Source organism: Jatrophihabitans sp., from assembly GCA_036389035.1.
Taxonomy (GTDB): domain Bacteria; phylum Actinomycetota; class Actinomycetes; order Mycobacteriales; family Jatrophihabitantaceae; genus Jatrophihabitans_A.
The window spans coordinates 1-17,272 of sequence record DASVQQ010000001.1 but is presented as its reverse complement, the minus strand read 5'-3'; the positions used below and the strand labels follow the sequence as shown (position 1 = coordinate 17,272).

At 67.3% G+C, this 17,272-nt stretch carries 19 protein-coding genes; 16 read left to right on the top strand and 3 right to left on the bottom strand.

Features of this window, described 5'->3' with window-relative positions:
- Positions 1–3: 3 nt before the first annotated feature.
- The 10 genes from VF557_00095 (at position 4) to VF557_00050 (ending at position 10,789) form a co-directional block, all read left to right on the top strand.
- Entirely contained in the window at positions 4–936 is a 933-nt protein-coding gene (locus VF557_00095; protein HEX8078585.1) for a hypothetical protein, read from the top strand.
- Positions 937–1,275: 339 nt separating this feature from the next.
- A complete protein-coding gene (locus tag VF557_00090; GenBank protein ID HEX8078584.1) occupies positions 1,276–2,298 on the top strand; it encodes a zinc-dependent alcohol dehydrogenase family protein in 1,023 nt (340 codons plus the stop codon).
- Between the two features lie 47 nt (positions 2,299–2,345).
- Positions 2,346–3,887 (top strand): FGGY family carbohydrate kinase, encoded by a 1,542-nt coding sequence (locus tag VF557_00085; GenBank protein ID HEX8078583.1) that lies wholly within the window; start codon positions 2,346–2,348, stop codon positions 3,885–3,887.
- 72 nt (positions 3,888–3,959) lie between these two features.
- Positions 3,960–4,730, top strand: coding sequence for an ATP-binding cassette domain-containing protein (locus VF557_00080; protein ID HEX8078582.1), 771 nt, complete (start codon positions 3,960–3,962; stop codon positions 4,728–4,730).
- Positions 4,727–5,812: an ABC transporter permease gene (locus VF557_00075; protein ID HEX8078581.1), complete on the top strand. Its 1,086-nt coding sequence runs from the start codon at positions 4,727–4,729 to the stop codon at positions 5,810–5,812. Before VF557_00080 ends, VF557_00075 begins: the two co-directional genes overlap by 4 nt.
- A gap of 11 nt (positions 5,813–5,823) precedes the next feature.
- Complete coding sequence (locus VF557_00070) at positions 5,824–6,885, top strand: ABC transporter substrate-binding protein (GenBank protein ID HEX8078580.1); 1,062 nt, start codon at positions 5,824–5,826, stop codon at positions 6,883–6,885.
- Between the two features lie 162 nt (positions 6,886–7,047).
- Positions 7,048–8,097 carry a LacI family DNA-binding transcriptional regulator gene (locus tag VF557_00065; GenBank protein ID HEX8078579.1) on the top strand — a complete coding sequence of 350 codons (1,050 nt, stop codon included), beginning with the start codon at positions 7,048–7,050 and terminating at the stop codon, positions 8,095–8,097.
- Positions 8,098–8,106: 9 nt separating this feature from the next.
- Positions 8,107–8,841, top strand: a complete 735-nt coding sequence (locus VF557_00060; protein ID HEX8078578.1) for an SDR family NAD(P)-dependent oxidoreductase — start codon at positions 8,107–8,109, stop codon at positions 8,839–8,841.
- Between the two features lie 40 nt (positions 8,842–8,881).
- Positions 8,882–9,733, top strand: a complete 852-nt coding sequence (locus tag VF557_00055) for a fumarylacetoacetate hydrolase family protein (GenBank protein HEX8078577.1) — start codon at positions 8,882–8,884, stop codon at positions 9,731–9,733.
- 21 nt (positions 9,734–9,754) lie between these two features.
- Positions 9,755–10,789 carry a mannonate dehydratase gene (locus VF557_00050; protein HEX8078576.1) on the top strand — a complete coding sequence of 345 codons (1,035 nt, stop codon included), beginning with the start codon at positions 9,755–9,757 and terminating at the stop codon, positions 10,787–10,789.
- A gap of 17 nt (positions 10,790–10,806) precedes the next feature.
- Here the strand turns inward: VF557_00050 and VF557_00045 are convergent, their stop codons facing one another.
- On the bottom strand, positions 10,807–11,571 hold the full coding sequence (locus tag VF557_00045; GenBank protein HEX8078575.1) for an SDR family oxidoreductase: 765 nt from the start codon (positions 11,569–11,571) through the stop codon (positions 10,807–10,809).
- A 7-nt stretch (positions 11,572–11,578) separates the two neighbouring features.
- Positions 11,579–12,547 (bottom strand): MBL fold metallo-hydrolase, encoded by a 969-nt coding sequence (locus VF557_00040; protein HEX8078574.1) that lies wholly within the window; start codon positions 12,545–12,547, stop codon positions 11,579–11,581.
- A gap of 145 nt (positions 12,548–12,692) precedes the next feature.
- Here VF557_00040 and VF557_00035 point away from each other — a divergent pair, with 145 nt between their 5' ends.
- The 6 genes from VF557_00035 to VF557_00010 all read left to right on the top strand — a co-directional run bounded on the left by VF557_00035 (position 12,693) and on the right by VF557_00010 (position 15,920).
- Positions 12,693–12,899: a type II toxin-antitoxin system VapB family antitoxin gene (locus tag VF557_00035; protein HEX8078573.1), complete on the top strand. Its 207-nt coding sequence runs from the start codon at positions 12,693–12,695 to the stop codon at positions 12,897–12,899.
- Entirely contained in the window at positions 12,833–13,312 is a 480-nt protein-coding gene (locus tag VF557_00030; GenBank protein ID HEX8078572.1) for a PIN domain-containing protein, read from the top strand. The genes VF557_00035 and VF557_00030 overlap by 67 nt, the downstream gene beginning before the upstream one ends.
- Positions 13,313–13,529: 217 nt before the next feature.
- Positions 13,530–13,748: a hypothetical protein gene (locus VF557_00025; protein ID HEX8078571.1), complete on the top strand. Its 219-nt coding sequence runs from the start codon at positions 13,530–13,532 to the stop codon at positions 13,746–13,748.
- Positions 13,735–14,061: a type II toxin-antitoxin system PemK/MazF family toxin gene (locus VF557_00020; protein ID HEX8078570.1), complete on the top strand. Its 327-nt coding sequence runs from the start codon at positions 13,735–13,737 to the stop codon at positions 14,059–14,061. Before VF557_00025 ends, VF557_00020 begins: the two co-directional genes overlap by 14 nt.
- Positions 14,062–14,126: 65 nt before the next feature.
- On the top strand, positions 14,127–15,158 hold the full coding sequence (locus tag VF557_00015; GenBank protein ID HEX8078569.1) for a hypothetical protein: 1,032 nt from the start codon (positions 14,127–14,129) through the stop codon (positions 15,156–15,158).
- 156 nt (positions 15,159–15,314) lie between these two features.
- Positions 15,315–15,920 carry a TIGR00730 family Rossman fold protein gene (locus VF557_00010; GenBank protein HEX8078568.1) on the top strand — a complete coding sequence of 202 codons (606 nt, stop codon included), beginning with the start codon at positions 15,315–15,317 and terminating at the stop codon, positions 15,918–15,920.
- Between the two features lie 27 nt (positions 15,921–15,947).
- On the opposite strand, the gene VF557_00005 is transcribed toward VF557_00010, so the two are convergent.
- Positions 15,948–17,159: a class I SAM-dependent methyltransferase gene (locus VF557_00005; protein ID HEX8078567.1), complete on the bottom strand. Its 1,212-nt coding sequence runs from the start codon at positions 17,157–17,159 to the stop codon at positions 15,948–15,950.
- Between the last annotated feature and the right edge of the window lie 113 nt (positions 17,160–17,272).

Genomic DNA, 17,272 nt, shown 5'->3' with positions numbered 1-17,272 from the left:
GAGATGACAGCAGTCACCACCAAGCCCATCAAGACCCTCGATGACATCGCGGCGGACAACGGAGTGTTCTCCATCATCGCGATGGACCAGCGAAACACGCTGCGTCGCATGTTCACGGCCGTCGGCCTCGATGCCAGTGACGAGGACCTGCGCACCGCCAAGGCCGATGTCGCCCGCGTGCTCACTCCCGGTGCCAGTGGCATTCTCTTCGATCCCACCTACGGTGTCCCGGCAGTCATGCAAGCCGGCGCGCTCGCGGCGAACTGCGGCTTGCTCGTCGCGGCCGAGCCGTCCGAGCGTCACACCTACAACGGCGAGCCCCGGACCCACCGTGATCCGGAGCTGAACGCCCGCTGGGTTCTCGACCAGGGCGGCGACGCTGTGAAGTTCTTCGTGCAACTGCGTGCCGACCGGCCTGCTCCTGCCGCCGGCGCCCCGGATCTGGTCGCCGAGGTGCTCGACGTCTGCCGTGAGGTGATCGCTGACTGCCGCGCCGAAGGGGTGCCTGCGGTGATCGAGAACCTGGTGTACCCGTTGCCCGATGAGGACCTGAGCGGCAAGGCTCGCGAGGACGCCATCATCGAGTCAGCGCGGGCGCTGAACGAACTGGACATCGACCTGCTCAAGCTGGAGTACCCGGGTTCCCCGGAGGGTTGCCGGCGGCTGGCGGCGGTCCTCGACCGGCCGTGGGCCGTCCTGTCGGCCGGCGTGCCGTTCGAGGAGTTCACCGAGGTGCTGAAGGTCGCCTTCGACGACGGTGGCGCTTCGGGCTTCATCGCGGGCCGCTCGGTGTGGCGGGAAGTCCTGCCGTTGACCGGCGCGGCGCGTCAGGAGTTCCTGGAGAGCGTCGCACGCCCCCGCCTCGACGCGCTGGTGAGCGTGGCCGCCGACCGTGCCGTGCCGTGGACCGAGGCGCGCCACCGAACCGCGTCCTGATCGCCGCAGGTCACGAACGGCTTGCCTGACAAAGGCGATCCAGGCGGGGCACAGGTGTGAAACGCGACGTACCTGCTTAACGCGGTAGCTGTCTGACACCGGTGACAGATGAGAGAGAAAATCTTGTATGACACCGGTGACAGCGGCGTTTCCATGTGATTTAGTGTTGTGACACGCATCTCTGACAGCGTGAAAATCCGCCGGCCGACAGTGGCCGGTTCAATCCGGGACCACGATTCGGCGCCTGACGCCGCCCGCCGGCGACCTTCCTGCCGCACCGCTCCTTGCTCCGTCCACCGGTTTCTTCGGGTACCCCGGAAACTGTGAGAGGAAGAATCGATGAAAGCCGTCGTGTACGACGCCCCCCGCAGTTATGACATCAAGGAGGTCCCGACACCGACGGCCGGGCCCGGGCAGGTGCGGATCAAGGTGGACCAGGTCGGCGTCTGCGGAACCGACCTGCACATCCACCACGGTGATTTCAATGCGGTGTTCCCATTGATCCCAGGCCATGAACTCGTCGGTGTGATCGACGAGCTGGGTGAGGGCGTGACGCGCTTCCAGGTGGGCGAGCAGGTGAGCGTCAACCCCAATGTCTACTGCGGTTACTGCGACTACTGCCTGTCCGGACGTTTGATCCTGTGTTCCAACGCGAAAGGCTTGGGCAGCAACTATCCCGGCTTCTTCGCCGAGTACGTGACCGTCTCGCACCTGCTGGTCTTCAGCGTGGCTGGACTTGACCGCGACACAGCTGTTTTCACCGAGCCGGCTGCCTGCGCGATGCACGGGCTCGAGACGCTGAACCCGCGCCCGGGTAGCAAGGCGCTGGTCTTCGGCGCCGGGCCCACCGGCCTGTTGCTGGCTCAACTGATCGCCACCGGCGGCGCGGCATCGGTGACCGTGGCCGGCCCCACCCGGTTCAAGTTGGACCGCGCGGCGGCGTTGGGCCTGGAGCATCAGGTCCAGATCCAGCGCGACGATCCCGAAGCCACCCTGGCCACGCTGCTGGAAGCCTCCGGCGGTGACGGCTACGACGTCGTGGTGGAAGCCACCGGCTCCACGGTCATCGGTGACATCTGTGTTCCGCTCACCCGTAACGGCGGCACCGTGCTGGTGTATGGAGTCACCCGCGCGGACGAGGTCGTGAAGTTCCATCCGTTCGACGTCTTCCGCCGTGAGATCACCATCAAGGGGTCATTCGCCGAGATGACCTCGTTCGGCGCGGCGATAGCCGCTCTGCGGAGCGGTCGGGCCAGGACCGACGGGATCATCACCCATCGATTCGGCCTGGACGACTACGGAAAGGCCCTGGACGCGCTGGCGTCGGACCCGTCGGCGCACAAGGTGGTCATCGAGGCCTGACAGCGCGTCGGCCAGACCGCAATCATCAGTCAGTGAGGGGGGACCCGGTGACATCGAAGGCAGCCGCAAGGCCTGCGTCGCTGGGCATCGACCTTGGCACCAGCTCGGTCAAGGTTGTCCTCACAGATCTCGAGGGCGTCGTCCTCGCAGAGGCCGCCGGAGACTACCCGGTCGTCAACGAGCGGCCCGGCTGGGCAGAGACCGATCCGGCCGACTGGCTGGCTGCCACCGTGTCGACCGTGCGGCAGTGCGTCAGCCGGGCCGGCGTTGACCCGTGGGCGATAGGGCTGTCGGGGCAGATGCACGGCGTCGTGCCGGCAGATGCGGCGGGACGGCCCGTTCGGCGCGCCATGCTGTGGTCCGACGCGCGAGCCTTCCAGGAGCTGGACAAGTACGAGAACCTGCCGGACAAGGCGCGGGCACGCCTGGCCAATCCTCTCGCGCCCGGCATGGCCGGCCCGATGTTGGCCTGGCTGGCCGTCCATGAACCCGCCGCCCACACCCGAATGCGGTGGGCGCTGCAACCCAAGGACTGGCTTCGCGCGCAGCTGACCAGCTCCTTCGCGACCGAGCCCAGCGATGCCTCTGCCACGTTGTTGTACGACCTCCCCGGTGATGCCTGGGACGCCGAGGTCATCGAGTTCCTCGGCCTGGACGCCGCGATCCTGCCTGACGTCCTGCCGGCCTCGGGGCACTGCGCCGGCGAACTGGGCCCGCACGCCGCCGAACTCCTCGGGTTGCGTGCCGGCATCCCGGTCGCCGCCGGCGCCGCGGACACCGCGGCGGCCGCTCTCGGATCGGGACTGGTGGAACCGGGCACAGCGCAGCTGACGATCGGGACCGGCGCGCAGATCGTCACGCCGCTGCCGGCCCTGCCCGCCGAGTCGAGCGGGCAGCCCGTGACCCACCTTTATCGAACCGCGACCGAACACGGCTGGTACGCGATGGCCGCCGTGCTCAACGGCGGGTTGACCCTGGCGTGGGTGCGACAGGTTCTCGGCATGTCCTGGCAGGAGCTCTACGATTCGGCCGCCCTCGAACCCGCGGCGGATGACCCGTTCTTCCTGCCGCATCTCAACGGTGAACGCACCCCGTACCTTGACCCGGGCCTGCGTGGGGCATGGACGAACCTGGCTCCACGGCACGACCGGCAGCGACTGGCGCGGGCCGCGTTGGAGGGTGTCGCCTTCGCGATCCGCGATGGTCTCGGTTGCCTGGACCCGGCAGGCAGGATCGAACACCTTCGCCTCGCCGGTGGTGGCAGCAGGCACCCTGCCTGGCAACAGCTGCTCGCCGATGTCCTGAATTACCCGCTGCGCTCGGTCGAAGTCGCCGCCGCGTCCGGGCGCGGGGCCGCCGCGCTCGGCTCCATCGCGGCCGGCCTCGGGGATGAGCCCGAGCTGCTCAAGCAACTGGCCCCGGTGACGAGTTCGGCGGCGCAACCTCAGGCAAGCCGGTCGGACGGGTACGTCGAGCGTCATCAGGCGTTCGTGCGGAAACTCCACGCGCTGCGTGCCACCGACCCGGACGAGATGGGCTCCAGCGACGCGGCTCCTCGGGCGCGGTTGCCCGGGGCCGAAGGCAAGTGACCGATCAGGTGATCCTGGCGGCAGAGATCGAGGGGCACCAGGCCCCCCGCGTAGTGAGGTGGTGGTTATACCGTGGCGACACCGATTCTCGAAGCCAGGGGCATCTCCCGGAGCTTCGGACACGTTCGTGCTTTGCAGGACGCCGACTTCGACATCATGCCGGGGGAGGTGGTGGCACTCATCGGTGACAACGGCGCCGGCAAGTCGACGATGGTCAAGGCGTTGACCGGCAACCTCGAACTCGACTCCGGGCAGTTGTTCTTCGACGGCGAGCCAGTCAAGATCACCAATCCGCAGCAGGCAACCCACCTGGGTATGGAGGTCGTCTATCAGGACCTCGCGCTGGCGCCGCATCTCAATCCCTTCCAGAACATGTTCCTCGGCCGCGAGATCCCACGACGGGGGATCCTCGGAAAGCTGGGGTTCATGGACGACAAGGCGATGAAGGCGAAGGCGAAGGCCGGCTTCGACGACCTGGGGGGCACGGTGCGGTCGATGACGGCGCCGGTGGGCTCGATGTCCGGTGGGCAGCGCCAGCAGATCGCGATCGTGCGGGCGATCGCGTGGGCGGGCAAGGTCGTCTTCCTCGACGAGCCCACCGCCGCCCTTGGCGTGGTGCAGACCAAGAACGTCCTGGACACCATCAAACGTGTCCGCGACAGGGGTATCGCTGTGGTGCTGATCTCCCACTCGATGCCGCATGTGCTTGAGGTCGCCGACCGGATCCAGGTGATGCGGCTGGGCACCCGGGTGGCCACGTTGCCCGCGAAGGGCACCACCGTCGAGCAGCTCGTCGGCGCCATGACCGGCGCGCTGGAGTTGGCAGGAAGGGCACAGTCATGAGCGTTCTCACTACGATTCCTCCCGAGAAGGGAGATGTCGCCGTCCCGGATCCGACCGAACACCACCCTTCGGTGGTCAAGCGGATCCTCAGTCTTCAGTCGGTCTGGATCCTCGGTGTCCTGCTCGTCATCGTCGCCTACTTCTCGATAGCCGCGGGCAGCAAGTTCCTCTCCACCAGCAACTTCTCGCTGATCTCGCAGAATGTCGCCGTCTGGGCGGTGCTGGGCGTCGGGATGACCTTCATCATCATCACCTCCGGCATCGACCTGTCCATCGGGTCGGTGCTGGTGTTCTCCTCGGTAATCGCGGCCAAGGTGATGGAACGCGTCGGCGGCGACGGCTGGGCGGTGGCGTCCATCGGGATCCTCGCCGCGGTCATCGCAGGCACCGCGTGGGGAACGTTGAACGGGTTCCTGGTCGCCAAGTCGAAGATCCCACCTCTCATCGTGACGCTGGGAACGTTGTCGGTGGCCCTGGGTTTGGCACAGGTGATCACCAAGGGCATCGACATCCGCGCGGTCCCGATGGCGATGACGGACTTCAACACCTATATCAAGGTGCTCGGCATCCCGTCGCTGCCCTTCGTCGCGTTGATCGTCGTGATCATCGGCGGGGTCATCCTGCACAAGACCAAGTTCGGGCGGTACACCTACGCGATCGGCTCGAACGAAGAGGCCGCGCGCCGGGTCGGGATCAAGGTCGACCGGCATCTGATCATGATCTACGCCCTGTCCGGGCTGCTGGCGGGCTTCGCCGCGTGCCTGTCGCTGGCCCAGTTCGGCACCACCACGATCGCCGGTCAGTCCCTGACGAATCTCAACGTCATCGCCGCGGTGGTGATCGGCGGCACCTCCATCTTCGGCGGTGAGGGATCCATCTTCGGCACCGTCGTGGGCCTGTTCATCCCGGCGGTCCTGCAGGCCGGCTTCGTCATCGTCGGAGTGGAGGCCTTCTGGCAGGGCGTCGCCGTCGGCACGGTGCTCGTGGCGGCCGTCTACGTCGACCAGTCCCGGCGCAGGGCAGCCCTGCGCGGCGCCGGACGCAAGAACCCGATTCTCGCCCTGTTGACCCGGACCAAGTAGAAGGAGCAGCTGTGACCTCGTCCAGAATTCCTAAGACCGCGATCGGCTTGGCATGCCTGGTCTTGCCGCTGGCTGCCTGCTCGAACTCCAAGCCGGCCCCGACCGTCACGGTCACGGCCGGCGCAACCGGCGGCACGGGTGCGGCCGGCGCCCCTGAAGCGACGGCGACGTCGGTAGCCGCGCCTGCCAAGGCCAGCAAGAATTACAACCTGACCTTCATCCAGGGCGTCGCCGGTGACGAGTTCTACATCACCATGCAGTGCGGCATCGAGGCCGAGGCACGCAAGCTGGGAGTGTCGGTGCGGGTCCAGGGCCCGCAGAAGTTCGACCCCACCCTCCAGAGGCCGATCCTCGACTCCGTCGTCTCCTCCAAGCCGGACGCGATCCTGATCGCGCCCACCGACGTCAGCGCGATGCAATCGCCCTTGCAGGCGGCGGCGCAGGCAGGCATCGACGTGGTGCTGGTCGACACCACGGTGAAGGACCCGTCCTTCGCCACCTCGCAGATCGCCTCGGACAACATCGGCGGCGGCAAGGCGGCGTTCGAAGCCATCAAGCAACTGGCGCCCCAGGGCGGCAAGGTGATGATCATGTCGGTCGATCCCGGCATCTCCACCACCGACGCGCGCGCGAAGGGATTCGAGGACGCGGTCAAGGCCGACTCGAAGTACCAGTACCTCGGCATCCAGTACTCGCACAATGATCCCGCCACCGCGTCCAACCTGATCAGCTCCGCGCTGCAGAAGGACCCTGACATCGTCGGGGTGTTCGCGGCCAACCTGTTCTCCGCCGAGGGAACGGCCACCGGTGTGCGGCAGGCCGGCAAGCAGAACCAGGTGAGCATCGTGGGCTTCGACGCAGGTCCGAACCAGGTGAAGGCACTCAAGGCAGGAACCGTGCAGGCCCTGGTCGCCCAGCAGCCGGCCGCGATCGGCCAGTACGGCGTCGACGCCGCGGTCGCCAAGCTGGACGGCCAGACGCCGCCCGCGAAGGTTCAGACCGGCTTCACCGTCATCACCAAGGACAACGTCGACGGCGCCGGGGCAGAGGCCATCTACAAGTCCGACTGCTGACCCGTCGAGGGGGGACCGGGCAACTCGCCCGGTCCCCTCGCCGGACCGCCCGCCACGACCCCAGCGTCGAAGTGACGGCCTCCCGTATCAGTAAACTGACCGAGATGTGCGAGAGATCCGGTAAGGACAAGGCTCGCGGATGAGGCGTCCGGGAGGTGTGCGATGACAACGATGCGCGATGTGGCCCTGCGCTGCGGCGTGAGTGTCAAGACGGTTTCTCGCGTCTTCAACGATGACCCGTACGTCAGCGCCGACACCCGGGAGCGGGTGCTGCGGGCGATGCGCGAGTCGAACTACGTGCCGAACCTGCTCGCGCGCACGTTTCGCAGCGGACGTGACACAGCGATCGCCATCGCGGTGCCTGACCTCTCGGATCCCTTCTTCGCCACCCTGACGCACGCTGTCGAGCAGGTGGCCCACCAGCGGGGCGTCGCGGTGGTGATCGCGAGCATGGGCTATGAACCGGACGACGAGCAGCCGGCAATGGAGGCGTTGTTGCACCGCATGGTCGTCGGCGCGATCGCCACTCCCATCTCGAGCGACCAGTCCTACCTCAAACGCTGGCAGCACAAGACGCCCATCGTCTTCGTCGACCGGACTCCGACGGGAATAGTCGCCGACAGCATCGTCTCCGACGACCACGGCGGCGGTGTGACCGCCACCCGGCACCTGCTCGATCACGGGCACACGAGCCTCGCCTTCGTAGGGGACACCTTGAACGTTCAAACCACCCGACGCCGGCTGGAGGCCTACCAGTCGGTCCTGCACGAGGCCGGCATGGTCGACTCGGCGAACTCGGTGGTACTCGGTGGCACGTCGAGTTCTGAGATGGCCAGTTCCTTCGTGGAGTTCCTGCGGGAGTCCGACGAGCCCACGGCGATCTTCTCCTCCAACGCCCGGTGCACGATCGGGCTCATACCGGTGCTGCAAAGCCTCGGACGTACCGACATGGCAGTCGTGGGTTTCGGAGATTTCCCGCTCTCGGGCAGCGTCCGACCCGCTATCTCCTTCATCGAGCAGGACCCGGTCCGACTCGGTCGCGCGGCGGCGGTTCGGCTGTTCCAGCGGCTTGACACTCCCAACCGACGACTGAAGCGACAGGTCATGCTGGACGTCGGGTTGGTCGCGTGCGGCTCCGGTGAGCAGCCACCGCCTCGGCGATCGGTCAAGACCAGGCACCGGTACGCCGCGGTCGACCTCGAGCCGGCGTAGGGGGCTGCCATGGGCCGGTTCGAGGGCCGCAGCGTGCTGGTGACCGGGGCTGGCTCGGGCATCGGCTTCGAGATGGCCGATGCGTTTCTGGCCGAGGGTGCCACGGTGTACGCCGCCGACATCGCGCCCGCCGGCTGCCCGGACGGCGCCAGGGCGGTACCGCTCGATGTCACCGACGACGCGGCGTTCGGCAGCGTCGTCCAGCGCATTCTCAGCGACACCGGCAGGCTGGACGTGTTGTGCAACAACGCCGGCATCGGCTCCACGGCCGATCCGTTGACCTGCACCGTAGCGGAATGGGATCGGGTGTTCGCCGTCAACGCCCGAGGCGCCTTTGTGGGCATCCGGCACGCGCTGCCGCCCATGCTGGCCCAGGGCAGCGGCGCGATCGTCAACACGGCCTCGGTGGCCGGCCTCGTCGGCCTGCGCGATCGCACCGCCTACTGCGCCAGCAAGGGGGCGGTGATCGCGCTCACCAGGCAGGTGGCCATCCAGTACGCCGGCACCGGCGTCCGGTGCAACTGCATCTGCCCCGGCACCGTCGACTCGCCGTGGGTGGGGCGACTGCTGGACCAGGCCCCGGACCCCTCCCGAGCGCGGCAGTCGCTGATCGACCGCCAACCCATGGGACGGCTGGGACAGCCGCGTGAAGTGGCGATGGCCGCCCTGTATCTCGCCTGCGATGACGCCGCTTTCATCACCGGAACCGAGCTGGTCATCGACGGTGGTCTGGTCGCCGGGTGAGCGGGGGCTGCCGGCATCGAGGTGTCGAAGGAGGGCGGACATGCGGCTGATGCGGATCGGCGAGCCTGGCCTGGAGCGGCCGGTGCTGCTCGGCGCCGACGGCGTGCACCGGGACCTCAGCGGGGTGACCCGCGAGCTCGACGGGTCGTTCCTGGGCGACGGCGGCCTGGATCGGATTCGGCGGGCGCTGGACAGCGGTGATCTGCCAGAGATCGACGTGACAGGCCAGCGGATCGGCGCCCCGGTCGCCCGGCCGTCGGTGGTGCTGTGCATCGGGATGAACTACGCGGCGCATGCCGCCGAGTCCGGTTCAGCGCCTCCTACCGCGCCGGTGATGTTCTACAAGGCTCCCAACACGATTGTCGGGCCCGACGACGACGTCCTCATCCCTCGCGGCTCTGCCAAGACCGACTGGGAGGTCGAGCTGGCGGTGGTCATCGGCAGCCGGGCGCGCTACCTCGACTCGCCCGAGCAGGCGCTGCGCTGTGTGGCCGGATACGCCATCAGCAACGATGTCTCCGAGCGTGCCTTCCAGCTGGAGAGCAGCGGGGGCCAGTGGTCGAAAGGAAAGAGCTGCGAGACCTTCAATCCGCTGGGACCGTGGCTGGTCACGGCCGAGGAAGTGGCGGACCCGCAGTCGCTCCGGCTGCGCTCCTGGGTCAACGACGAGCCGCGGCAGGACTCGAGCACGGCTGACATGGTGTTCAGCGTCGCGGAGTTGGTGTGGCAGCTGAGCCAGGTCACGGTGCTGGAGCCCGGCGACATTCTCAACACCGGCACGCCGGAGGGAGTGGCGCTGTCCGGGAGGTTTGCCTACCTGGCGCCGGGTGACGTCCTGCGGCTCTCGATCGACGGCCTCGGCAGCCAGACACAGCGCCTGCGGTCAGCCTGACCGGCCAGAAGGGTAACGATCATGGGCATCCGCCTCTCGCTCGGGCACATCGACGAATACGACGACGCGGTGGCGACCTTCGCGCACCAACTCGGACTGCCCAGCGTGCAGTTGCACACGCCGAGCGCGCTGCCGGGTGAGCAGGGTTACTGGACCCTCGGCGAGCTGCAGGCCCTGCGGGACCGCTGTGACCGCGACGGCCTCGCCATCGACGGCCTGGAGAACGTGCCGGCGGCCCACTTCTTCAAGATCCAGCGCGGCCTCTCGGGGCGGGACGAGCAGATCGAGAACTACCACCGGACGATCCGCAACCTGGCCCGGGTCGGCATCGACCTGCTCGGGTACAACTTCATCGCCACCTACGTGTGGCGCACCGACATGGGTGGTACTGGCAGGGGCGGCGCCAAGGTCACCGGGTTCGACCTGGCACGTGCCGGGGAGGGCAACGCGCTGGCCTCGTACAAGCTGACGCCCGATGAGCCGATCACCGAGCCGATCACCGCCGAGCAGATGTGGGCCAACTACCAGTACTTCCTGGACGCGGTGCTTCCGGTGGCCGAAGAGGTCGGCGTCCGACTCGCCCTGCACCCCGACGACCCGCCGGTGGACCAGCCGTTGGGGCAGGCGGCGCGGATCTTCACCTCGCCCGCGGCCATCGCCGAGGGCTACCGGCGCGCGCACGGAAGCCCCGCCTGGGGACTGAACTTCTGCCTCGGCACCGTCTCGGAAATGGCGGGGGAGGACTCCGTCAACGAGGTGATCGACCAGTTGGGGCCGCTGGGCCGGATCTTCTACGTCCACTTCCGCGACGTGCGGGGCACCGTCCCGCGGTTCACCGAATGCTTTCTGGGCGAAGGCAACCTGAATCCCGCCCGCGTCATCCGCCGGCTGCACGCCGCTGGGTTCGACGGGTTTCTGATCGATGACCACGTGCCCGCGATGATCGGTGACCTGGACACCTGGGGCAACACCTCGTCCGAGGCGTACTGCAGCCGCGGCCGGGCGCACGCGATCGGTTACCTGCAGGGGGTGCTCAACGCGCTGCAGCTCGACTGAGAACGCGGCGGGCCGCGTCAGTAGGAGGCCAGCAGCCCGCCGTCGACCACCCAGGTGGCGCCGGTGACGAACGAGGCTGCTTCGGAGAGCAGGAAGGCCACCACGCTGGCCACCTCCTCCGGCCGGCCGATTCGCTTGAGCGCGTGCATGTCTGCCCAGGCACGCAGCGCCTCGCCGGGGTCGTGCGGCGTCAGCTCGGCCGCGTTCTGCCGCACCAGCGGGGTGTCGATGGTTCCCGGAGCGACGGCGTTCACCCGGATGTCTTGCTCGGCGTGATCCAGCGCCATGGCGCGCACCAGGCCGAGCGCGCCCGCCTTCGCCGCCGCGTAGGCGGCCACCGACTTCTGGGTCGCCAGGCCCTGGATAGATGACAGGACGACGATCGCGCCACCGCCGCCGGCAGCCATCAGCGGGATGGCGGCCTGAGCGGCGAGGTAGGCGCCCTTGAGGTTCACTGCCTGCGTGACATCCCAGGTGCTCTGGTCGGTGTCGATGACCGAGCCGTGCCGCTCGATGCCGGCCGAGTACACCAGCGCCCCGAGCGGGGCGCGCTCGTGTGCCTGCGACATCAGCCGGGAGAGGTCCGACGCGGAGGTCGCGTCCGCCTCCAGTTTGAGGATCCGGTCGGCGGCCTGGTCAACTGCCTTGTCTATGACAGCCTTGTCCGGAAAGGCGATGTCGCCGACGCTGACCAGCCAGCCCTGCCCGTCGAGCAGCTCGGCGCAGGCTTTGCCGATTCCGGAAGCGCCGCCGACGACCACTGCGGATCGGATGCCGTCCATCGCACCTCTATCGCTGGAGCCGAACCTGGCCATCCGAGCGTAACGCCACGTACAGATCGGGTCCTACGCACCGGGCGCGCCCCGCGGCGACCGCCTCGCGCAGGTGCGCCTGCACCATCGCAAGCCCGCGAAACTCCTCGACCCGACCCAGCTGCGCACAGGTGTGCCGCCACACCTCGGCCAGTGACCGCGGGGTGGCGTCCAGGGCGCCCTCCACCGTGTCGGTTACCTGATCGAGGTACCGCTCGACCTCGGTGAGCAGCTCGAGGAACTCGGCTGCCGTTCGACTGGCGTAGTGCGCCAGGCACACCAGCCGCACGTCCTCGTTCAGGGTCAGTGCCCGTAGCCGGTGCAGGGAGCCACGCAACTGCGTGGGCAGCAGGTGCCCGTGAAAGAAGCTCCACGACGTCCCGGTCACGATGTCGCCGAGCAGCAGCGTGCGCGAGGACCGCTCCAGCCAGCCGAGCTCTCCCTCGACATGACCGGGTAGCCGCAGCGCTTCCAGCACGACTGGACCACCCAGTCGCACCGTGCCCCCGTCGGTGATGGTCACGTCGACCGGGCAGGGCCTGCCGAAGGTCGGGGCCAACTCGGCTCGCAGCTCGGGTGAGTCGGCGATGATGTCCGGGCGATGCAGGGCGAACTCCCGCAGGTTGACCTCGAGATCCTCGATCCAGCGCACCGCTGCCGGGTCGGCCACCACTACGGCCGAGGTGCGCGAGCGCAACTCGGCGAAGGCGCCGATGTGGTCGTGATGGCCGTGGGTGTTGAGCAGGAAGCGCAGGTCGCGGTCCCGCACCCCGGCCGCCGCCATCAGCCGTTCGATCCATCCGAGGCTGGACGGCAGGCCACCGTCCACCAGCGCCGAGCCTTCGGGGTCGACGACCAGGTGAAGGTAGAGCGGCACCTCCTCGCTCAGTTCCTGCCGGATCTGCCACACGCCGGGAACGAGTTCGACAGGGTCATCGCACGCCATCTGCCCATCATCACCCTCGCCGCGGAAGTTGACGCCGTCTTGAAGGCGTGGCGCCAAGGGCTGGGCACGACACGCTACGTGAGGAGTCCTGGCAACCGATGCCGTGTATATACTCAGGGCGGCTTCAGTATATGGAGGTGCGGCCGTGACGAAGCGGTTGATCGAGCTGGATGATGAGCTGCTCGCCGAGGCGCAACGCGAGTTACACACCTCTGGCGTCTCCGAGACGGTACGCGCGGCCCTGCGGCTGGCCGCGGCAGGCGCCGCCCGAGAGCGCCAGGTGCAGTGGCTGACCGAGGGCGGCCTGGAGCCCATGACCGAGCCGGAGCAGCGAGCCGCCGTGTGGCGCTGATCGCCCGCTATCTGCTCGACACCAGTGCGGTAGCCCGCATGAGGCATCCCATCGTCGCGGCGCGGCTCGCGCCGCTGATCGAGGGCGCGGTCGTGGCCACCTGCGCCACGTTGGACGCCGAGGCGCTGTACAGCGCTCGTAGCCCCGACGAGTACGAGCAGCTGCGTGCCGACCGACGCCAGGCCTATGAGTACCTGCCCACCGATGACCGCCACTGGCAGCAAGCCTTCGACGCTCAACGCGAACTGGCCCGCAGCGGCCGGCACCGTGCAGTGGGCATCGCCGACCTGCTCACAGCTGTCCTGGCCAGCGAGCACCGCATCACCCTGGTCCACTACGACTCCGATTTCGACGTCGCCGCCGAAGTGCTCGACTTCGAGCACCGCTGGGTCGCCGCCCGCGGCGCACTGTGACCTCACCTAGGACTTTCACCGAGCAGCGCTTGACAATCGGGACTGTACGACAGATTGTATACGCATGGCTCAGACCCCACGGCAGGCCGGTGCGTCTCCGCGCGCACGAAAAGCAACGAAGCCGGCCGTCACGAGTGCGCTCACCCAGTCCCGGGGCCGGCGTGACTCTGACCGGGCAGTCACAGTCGACAGGAGTGGAGCGGCTGGCGCGTCCGAGGTGTGGCAAGCGCGTATCGGTCGAGACCTCGCCGAGCAGTTACGAGCCGACGCCGAGGTGCTCGGTCTCCAGGGGCGCACCGACATCGTGAAGGCGGCTCTTGCCCTGCTGCATCGGCAAGCCGCTGAGGAGCGCATGGCGCAGTCCGTGGACGAGTTCTACGGCGACTCGACGCCGCCCTTGCCGCTCGGCGTCGCTCCGGCTGATGACGGTTCCTGAACCATTCCGCGCGCAGGTCTGGGATGTCGACTTCGAGTTCGGTCGGCATCCGGCCGTCGTGCTGAGTGCCAACCCGCTGAACAGCCGGCTCGGCCACGTCGCCGTCATCCCGATCACCGGGACGCCTGGTCCGCCCGGTACGCACATCCCGCTCGACGCCGATGCCGGACTGACAAGGCATGACCAGTCGTTTGCCGACGTGACATCACTGCGCCCTGTCGCGCGAGCGCGCCTGCGCAAGCAGCGTGGCCTGCTCGCTCAGGCCGAGATGGCGCGCATCGAGACTCAGCTGCGGACCTACCTCGGTCTGTAGCCTCGTTGCCCTGGTGGATTGCGGCGCGGTACATGGTGGGTGAACTGGGGTCCTAGGAGGCAGGTATGCCGTTCGTCGCGGGATTTCTTCCGAGCGAGAACGCTCCGCTGTTCCGCAACAGCCCGTGGCCGTCCGGAACCGCTCTGACGGTCGCTGTCCCGGGGCTGCCGGACGTGTCGATCAATGCGACCCGGATGGGCCTGTGCGGCGGCATGTCGTTCCTGGCACGCGACATCTTCGAGTCGGGCGCCCCGCCGCTTCGCGGCCGGGATTCCTCACAGATCCCGCTACCGGTCGCATCGCATCTGCAACGCCGGCTGGTGCAAAGTTTCGACGGCGCGCGAGGTGTGATGCGCTGGCTCTCGGCCACGCGAGCGCTGGACCACGACACAGTCTTCCGGGGTCGGGGCCTGTTCGGGCAGACCGTCACGGAGTGCGCGGGCGTCATGACTGACATCGACGCGGGGGCGCTGTGCCCGATCGGGATCGTGCTGGTCCAGTCATTCCGACTATGGGACGTGTTCGGAAATCACGTGGTGCTCGTGTGGGGATACGAACTCGTCGGCACAGCGCTGACCCTGCACATCTATGACTGCAATCGCCCCGGCCGTGACGACATCGTCATCCAGCTCGACCTCAGCGCGCCCGCGCCGGCGAAGCCGATCACGACCAACGGCACAGCCGCGCCGGGTTCGAACACGATCCGCGGCTTCTTCCGATTGCCGTACTCCCACGCGGATCCGGCGCCGGCCTACATCGATGACGCCGCTGTCTCAGTAGCGGTGGCACCGCCGCTTGAGCTGGCGGCGGGTTCGACGGCTCAGGTGGTCGTGACCGCGACCAACCGCGGGTCGACCACCTGGACGCCAGAACTCGGTTACCGGCTGGGCAGTCAAGCGCCGCAGGACAACACCACCTGGGGGACCCATCGGGTGGAACTGCCCGGGCCGGTCGACCCGCAGGGCAGCGTGTCATTCGCGTTCGACGTGACCGCGCCCGCGGCGGCCGGCAGTCACGCCTTCTGCTGGCGGATGGTGAGGGAGGGGGTGTGCTGGTTCGGCGCGCCGACCGCGACCGTGCCGATCGTTGTCAAGTAGAGGACCTGAGACCACCTGGACTCCTCCCTGGTCCTCCTTTGGTTGAAATAGCAGTCAGCTTTCTTTTCCTGGGCTTCTTCTCTTCTATACTGAGAGCTATCTGGACTTCCACTGGCGGCAGAACTCCGGTAACCGTGCTGACTCGAGGAGCCTGCATTGTCTGCTATTCATGCCAAGCGCAACAGCATTGGTGTCTTCTGCGGCTCCCGGGCCGGCACGCGGCCGCAATATGTCAAGGCTGCGCAGGATCTAGGCGCCACTATGGCCCGCCGAGGCGCGAACCTCGTCTACGGCGCAGGCGGCAGTGGAATCATGGGCATGGTGGCCAGCGCCGCCCGTGACAATGGAGCGCTGGTCACCGGTGTGATTCCGCACCAATTACTTGAGCAGGAGCGTCGGGACAAAGCTGTTGGCCAAATCTTCGTGGTCAATTCAATGCATGCGCGGAAATTACTCATGTATCAACTCTCGGGCGCGTTCGTCATCTTGCCCGGTGGTTTCGGCACGTTCGATGAATTGATGGAGGTGGTCACGTGGAATCAGCTGGGATTCCACAGCAAGCCCGTGGTGGTGGTCAATGTCGAAGGGTTTTTCGACCCATTACTCACGATGCTCGATCGAATGCGGGACGAGGGCTTCGCCGCCGATAATCACCGCGATATCGTGCAGGCCGCGTCGAGTCCGGCTGCCGCGCTCGACGCGCTCGCCGTGCAACCGGCCAACCGGCCCGCGCAGGTGGCCGAGCAGCGGCTCGCCGGATGAGAATGGACAGCCGATTTCAGCCCGAGCTCAGGTCATCGCGACGAGGTAGGGACTAGCGGGGGTCGTCAGCTCGATGCGCGTCCGGCGCAGCTCGCGCGGTCCGGGAAGCTCACCTAGCTGTAGGTAGATCTCGCGCATCGGTCGCTCGCCGTCGATCGCGGCGACCAGGTCGGCGTAGTCCGGAACGGACCGGGCCGGCACCACGGCGGATTGGTCCAGTTCCCGGTAGCCACCGGACTTCTGCAGAAGCCAAACCCGCTCAGTAGTCGACACCGGCTTCAGCACTGTGTCGAGAAAGGCCTCATCTCGTTCGCGTTCGGTCAGGGCGGGTATCGGATTGTCCGAGCGCCGGGCATAGAACCAGAGCAGTGGAGAGCGATCCGTCAGCAGCAGGTTGGACAGCTGCCATCGCAACACATCGTCCAGGCTGTCGACATGCTTGCGGATTCGCTCGTCGGTCAACGAAAGTTCCCAGGTGTAGGCATCCGCGGCCTTGCCGACCTGGCTCAGGCAGGGTGCCTCCAAGGTAAGCCCAGCGGTCGCCGCAAGAGTAGAAAGCCCCTGTACGGTAAAGGTCTTCTCACACGGGTTCAGCCAAGTGTCGGCGAACTGCATGTCCGGCTCATCGATCTCAGCCCGCAGCTGGCAGATCAGCGAGCTGTCGGCGTCAATCGATCGCGCGAAGCGCTTGGCGTAGAACAGGTCCTGATCACGGCCGATCAGCCGCATGGCCTCCTGGAACGCCGTGATCTCCCTGCGGTGGAATTCGTTGTAGACCATCAGCTCCAGCACACCGGTTGGTTTCAATGCGGCGCCGATGCGCTTGAGCAGCGCGCTCGGGTCGGGATTGTGATGAATAACGCCAGTGCACACGATGTAATCGAACATCGCGTCGTGATCGACCTCGGTCAGACCTTCCCGGCGCAGGGTCAGGTTCTCAGCGCCGACCTGCGCGGCCGCGGCTGAGCACAGCCGCAACGACTCCTCAGAGACATCGCTGCCGATGACGCTCGCGTCCGGATACTGCAGCGCGATGATCAGCGCCTGGTTGACGCCGCAGCCGGGCACCCAGATGCTGGCATCCTTCGGCAGCCGGCGATGGCGGTAGTCGCCCAGTTCCTGGGACAGCAACGCCGGATAGAGGCTAGCGTCCGCGACTCGGGCAAGCCGGGTGACCCGCCAGGGGTAAGGGAACTCCGAATAGAACTCCCCGATGGCCGATTCGTGTTCGGAAGACATGCCTCACCTCACCCGAGGCTCTGCGGCCGGGGGGCTGGCCGACTGATTCGGGGTGCGACTCAAGGCTTCTCCCAGTATGAGCCCACGTAGGACGGCGGCGAGCGAGCCGACGG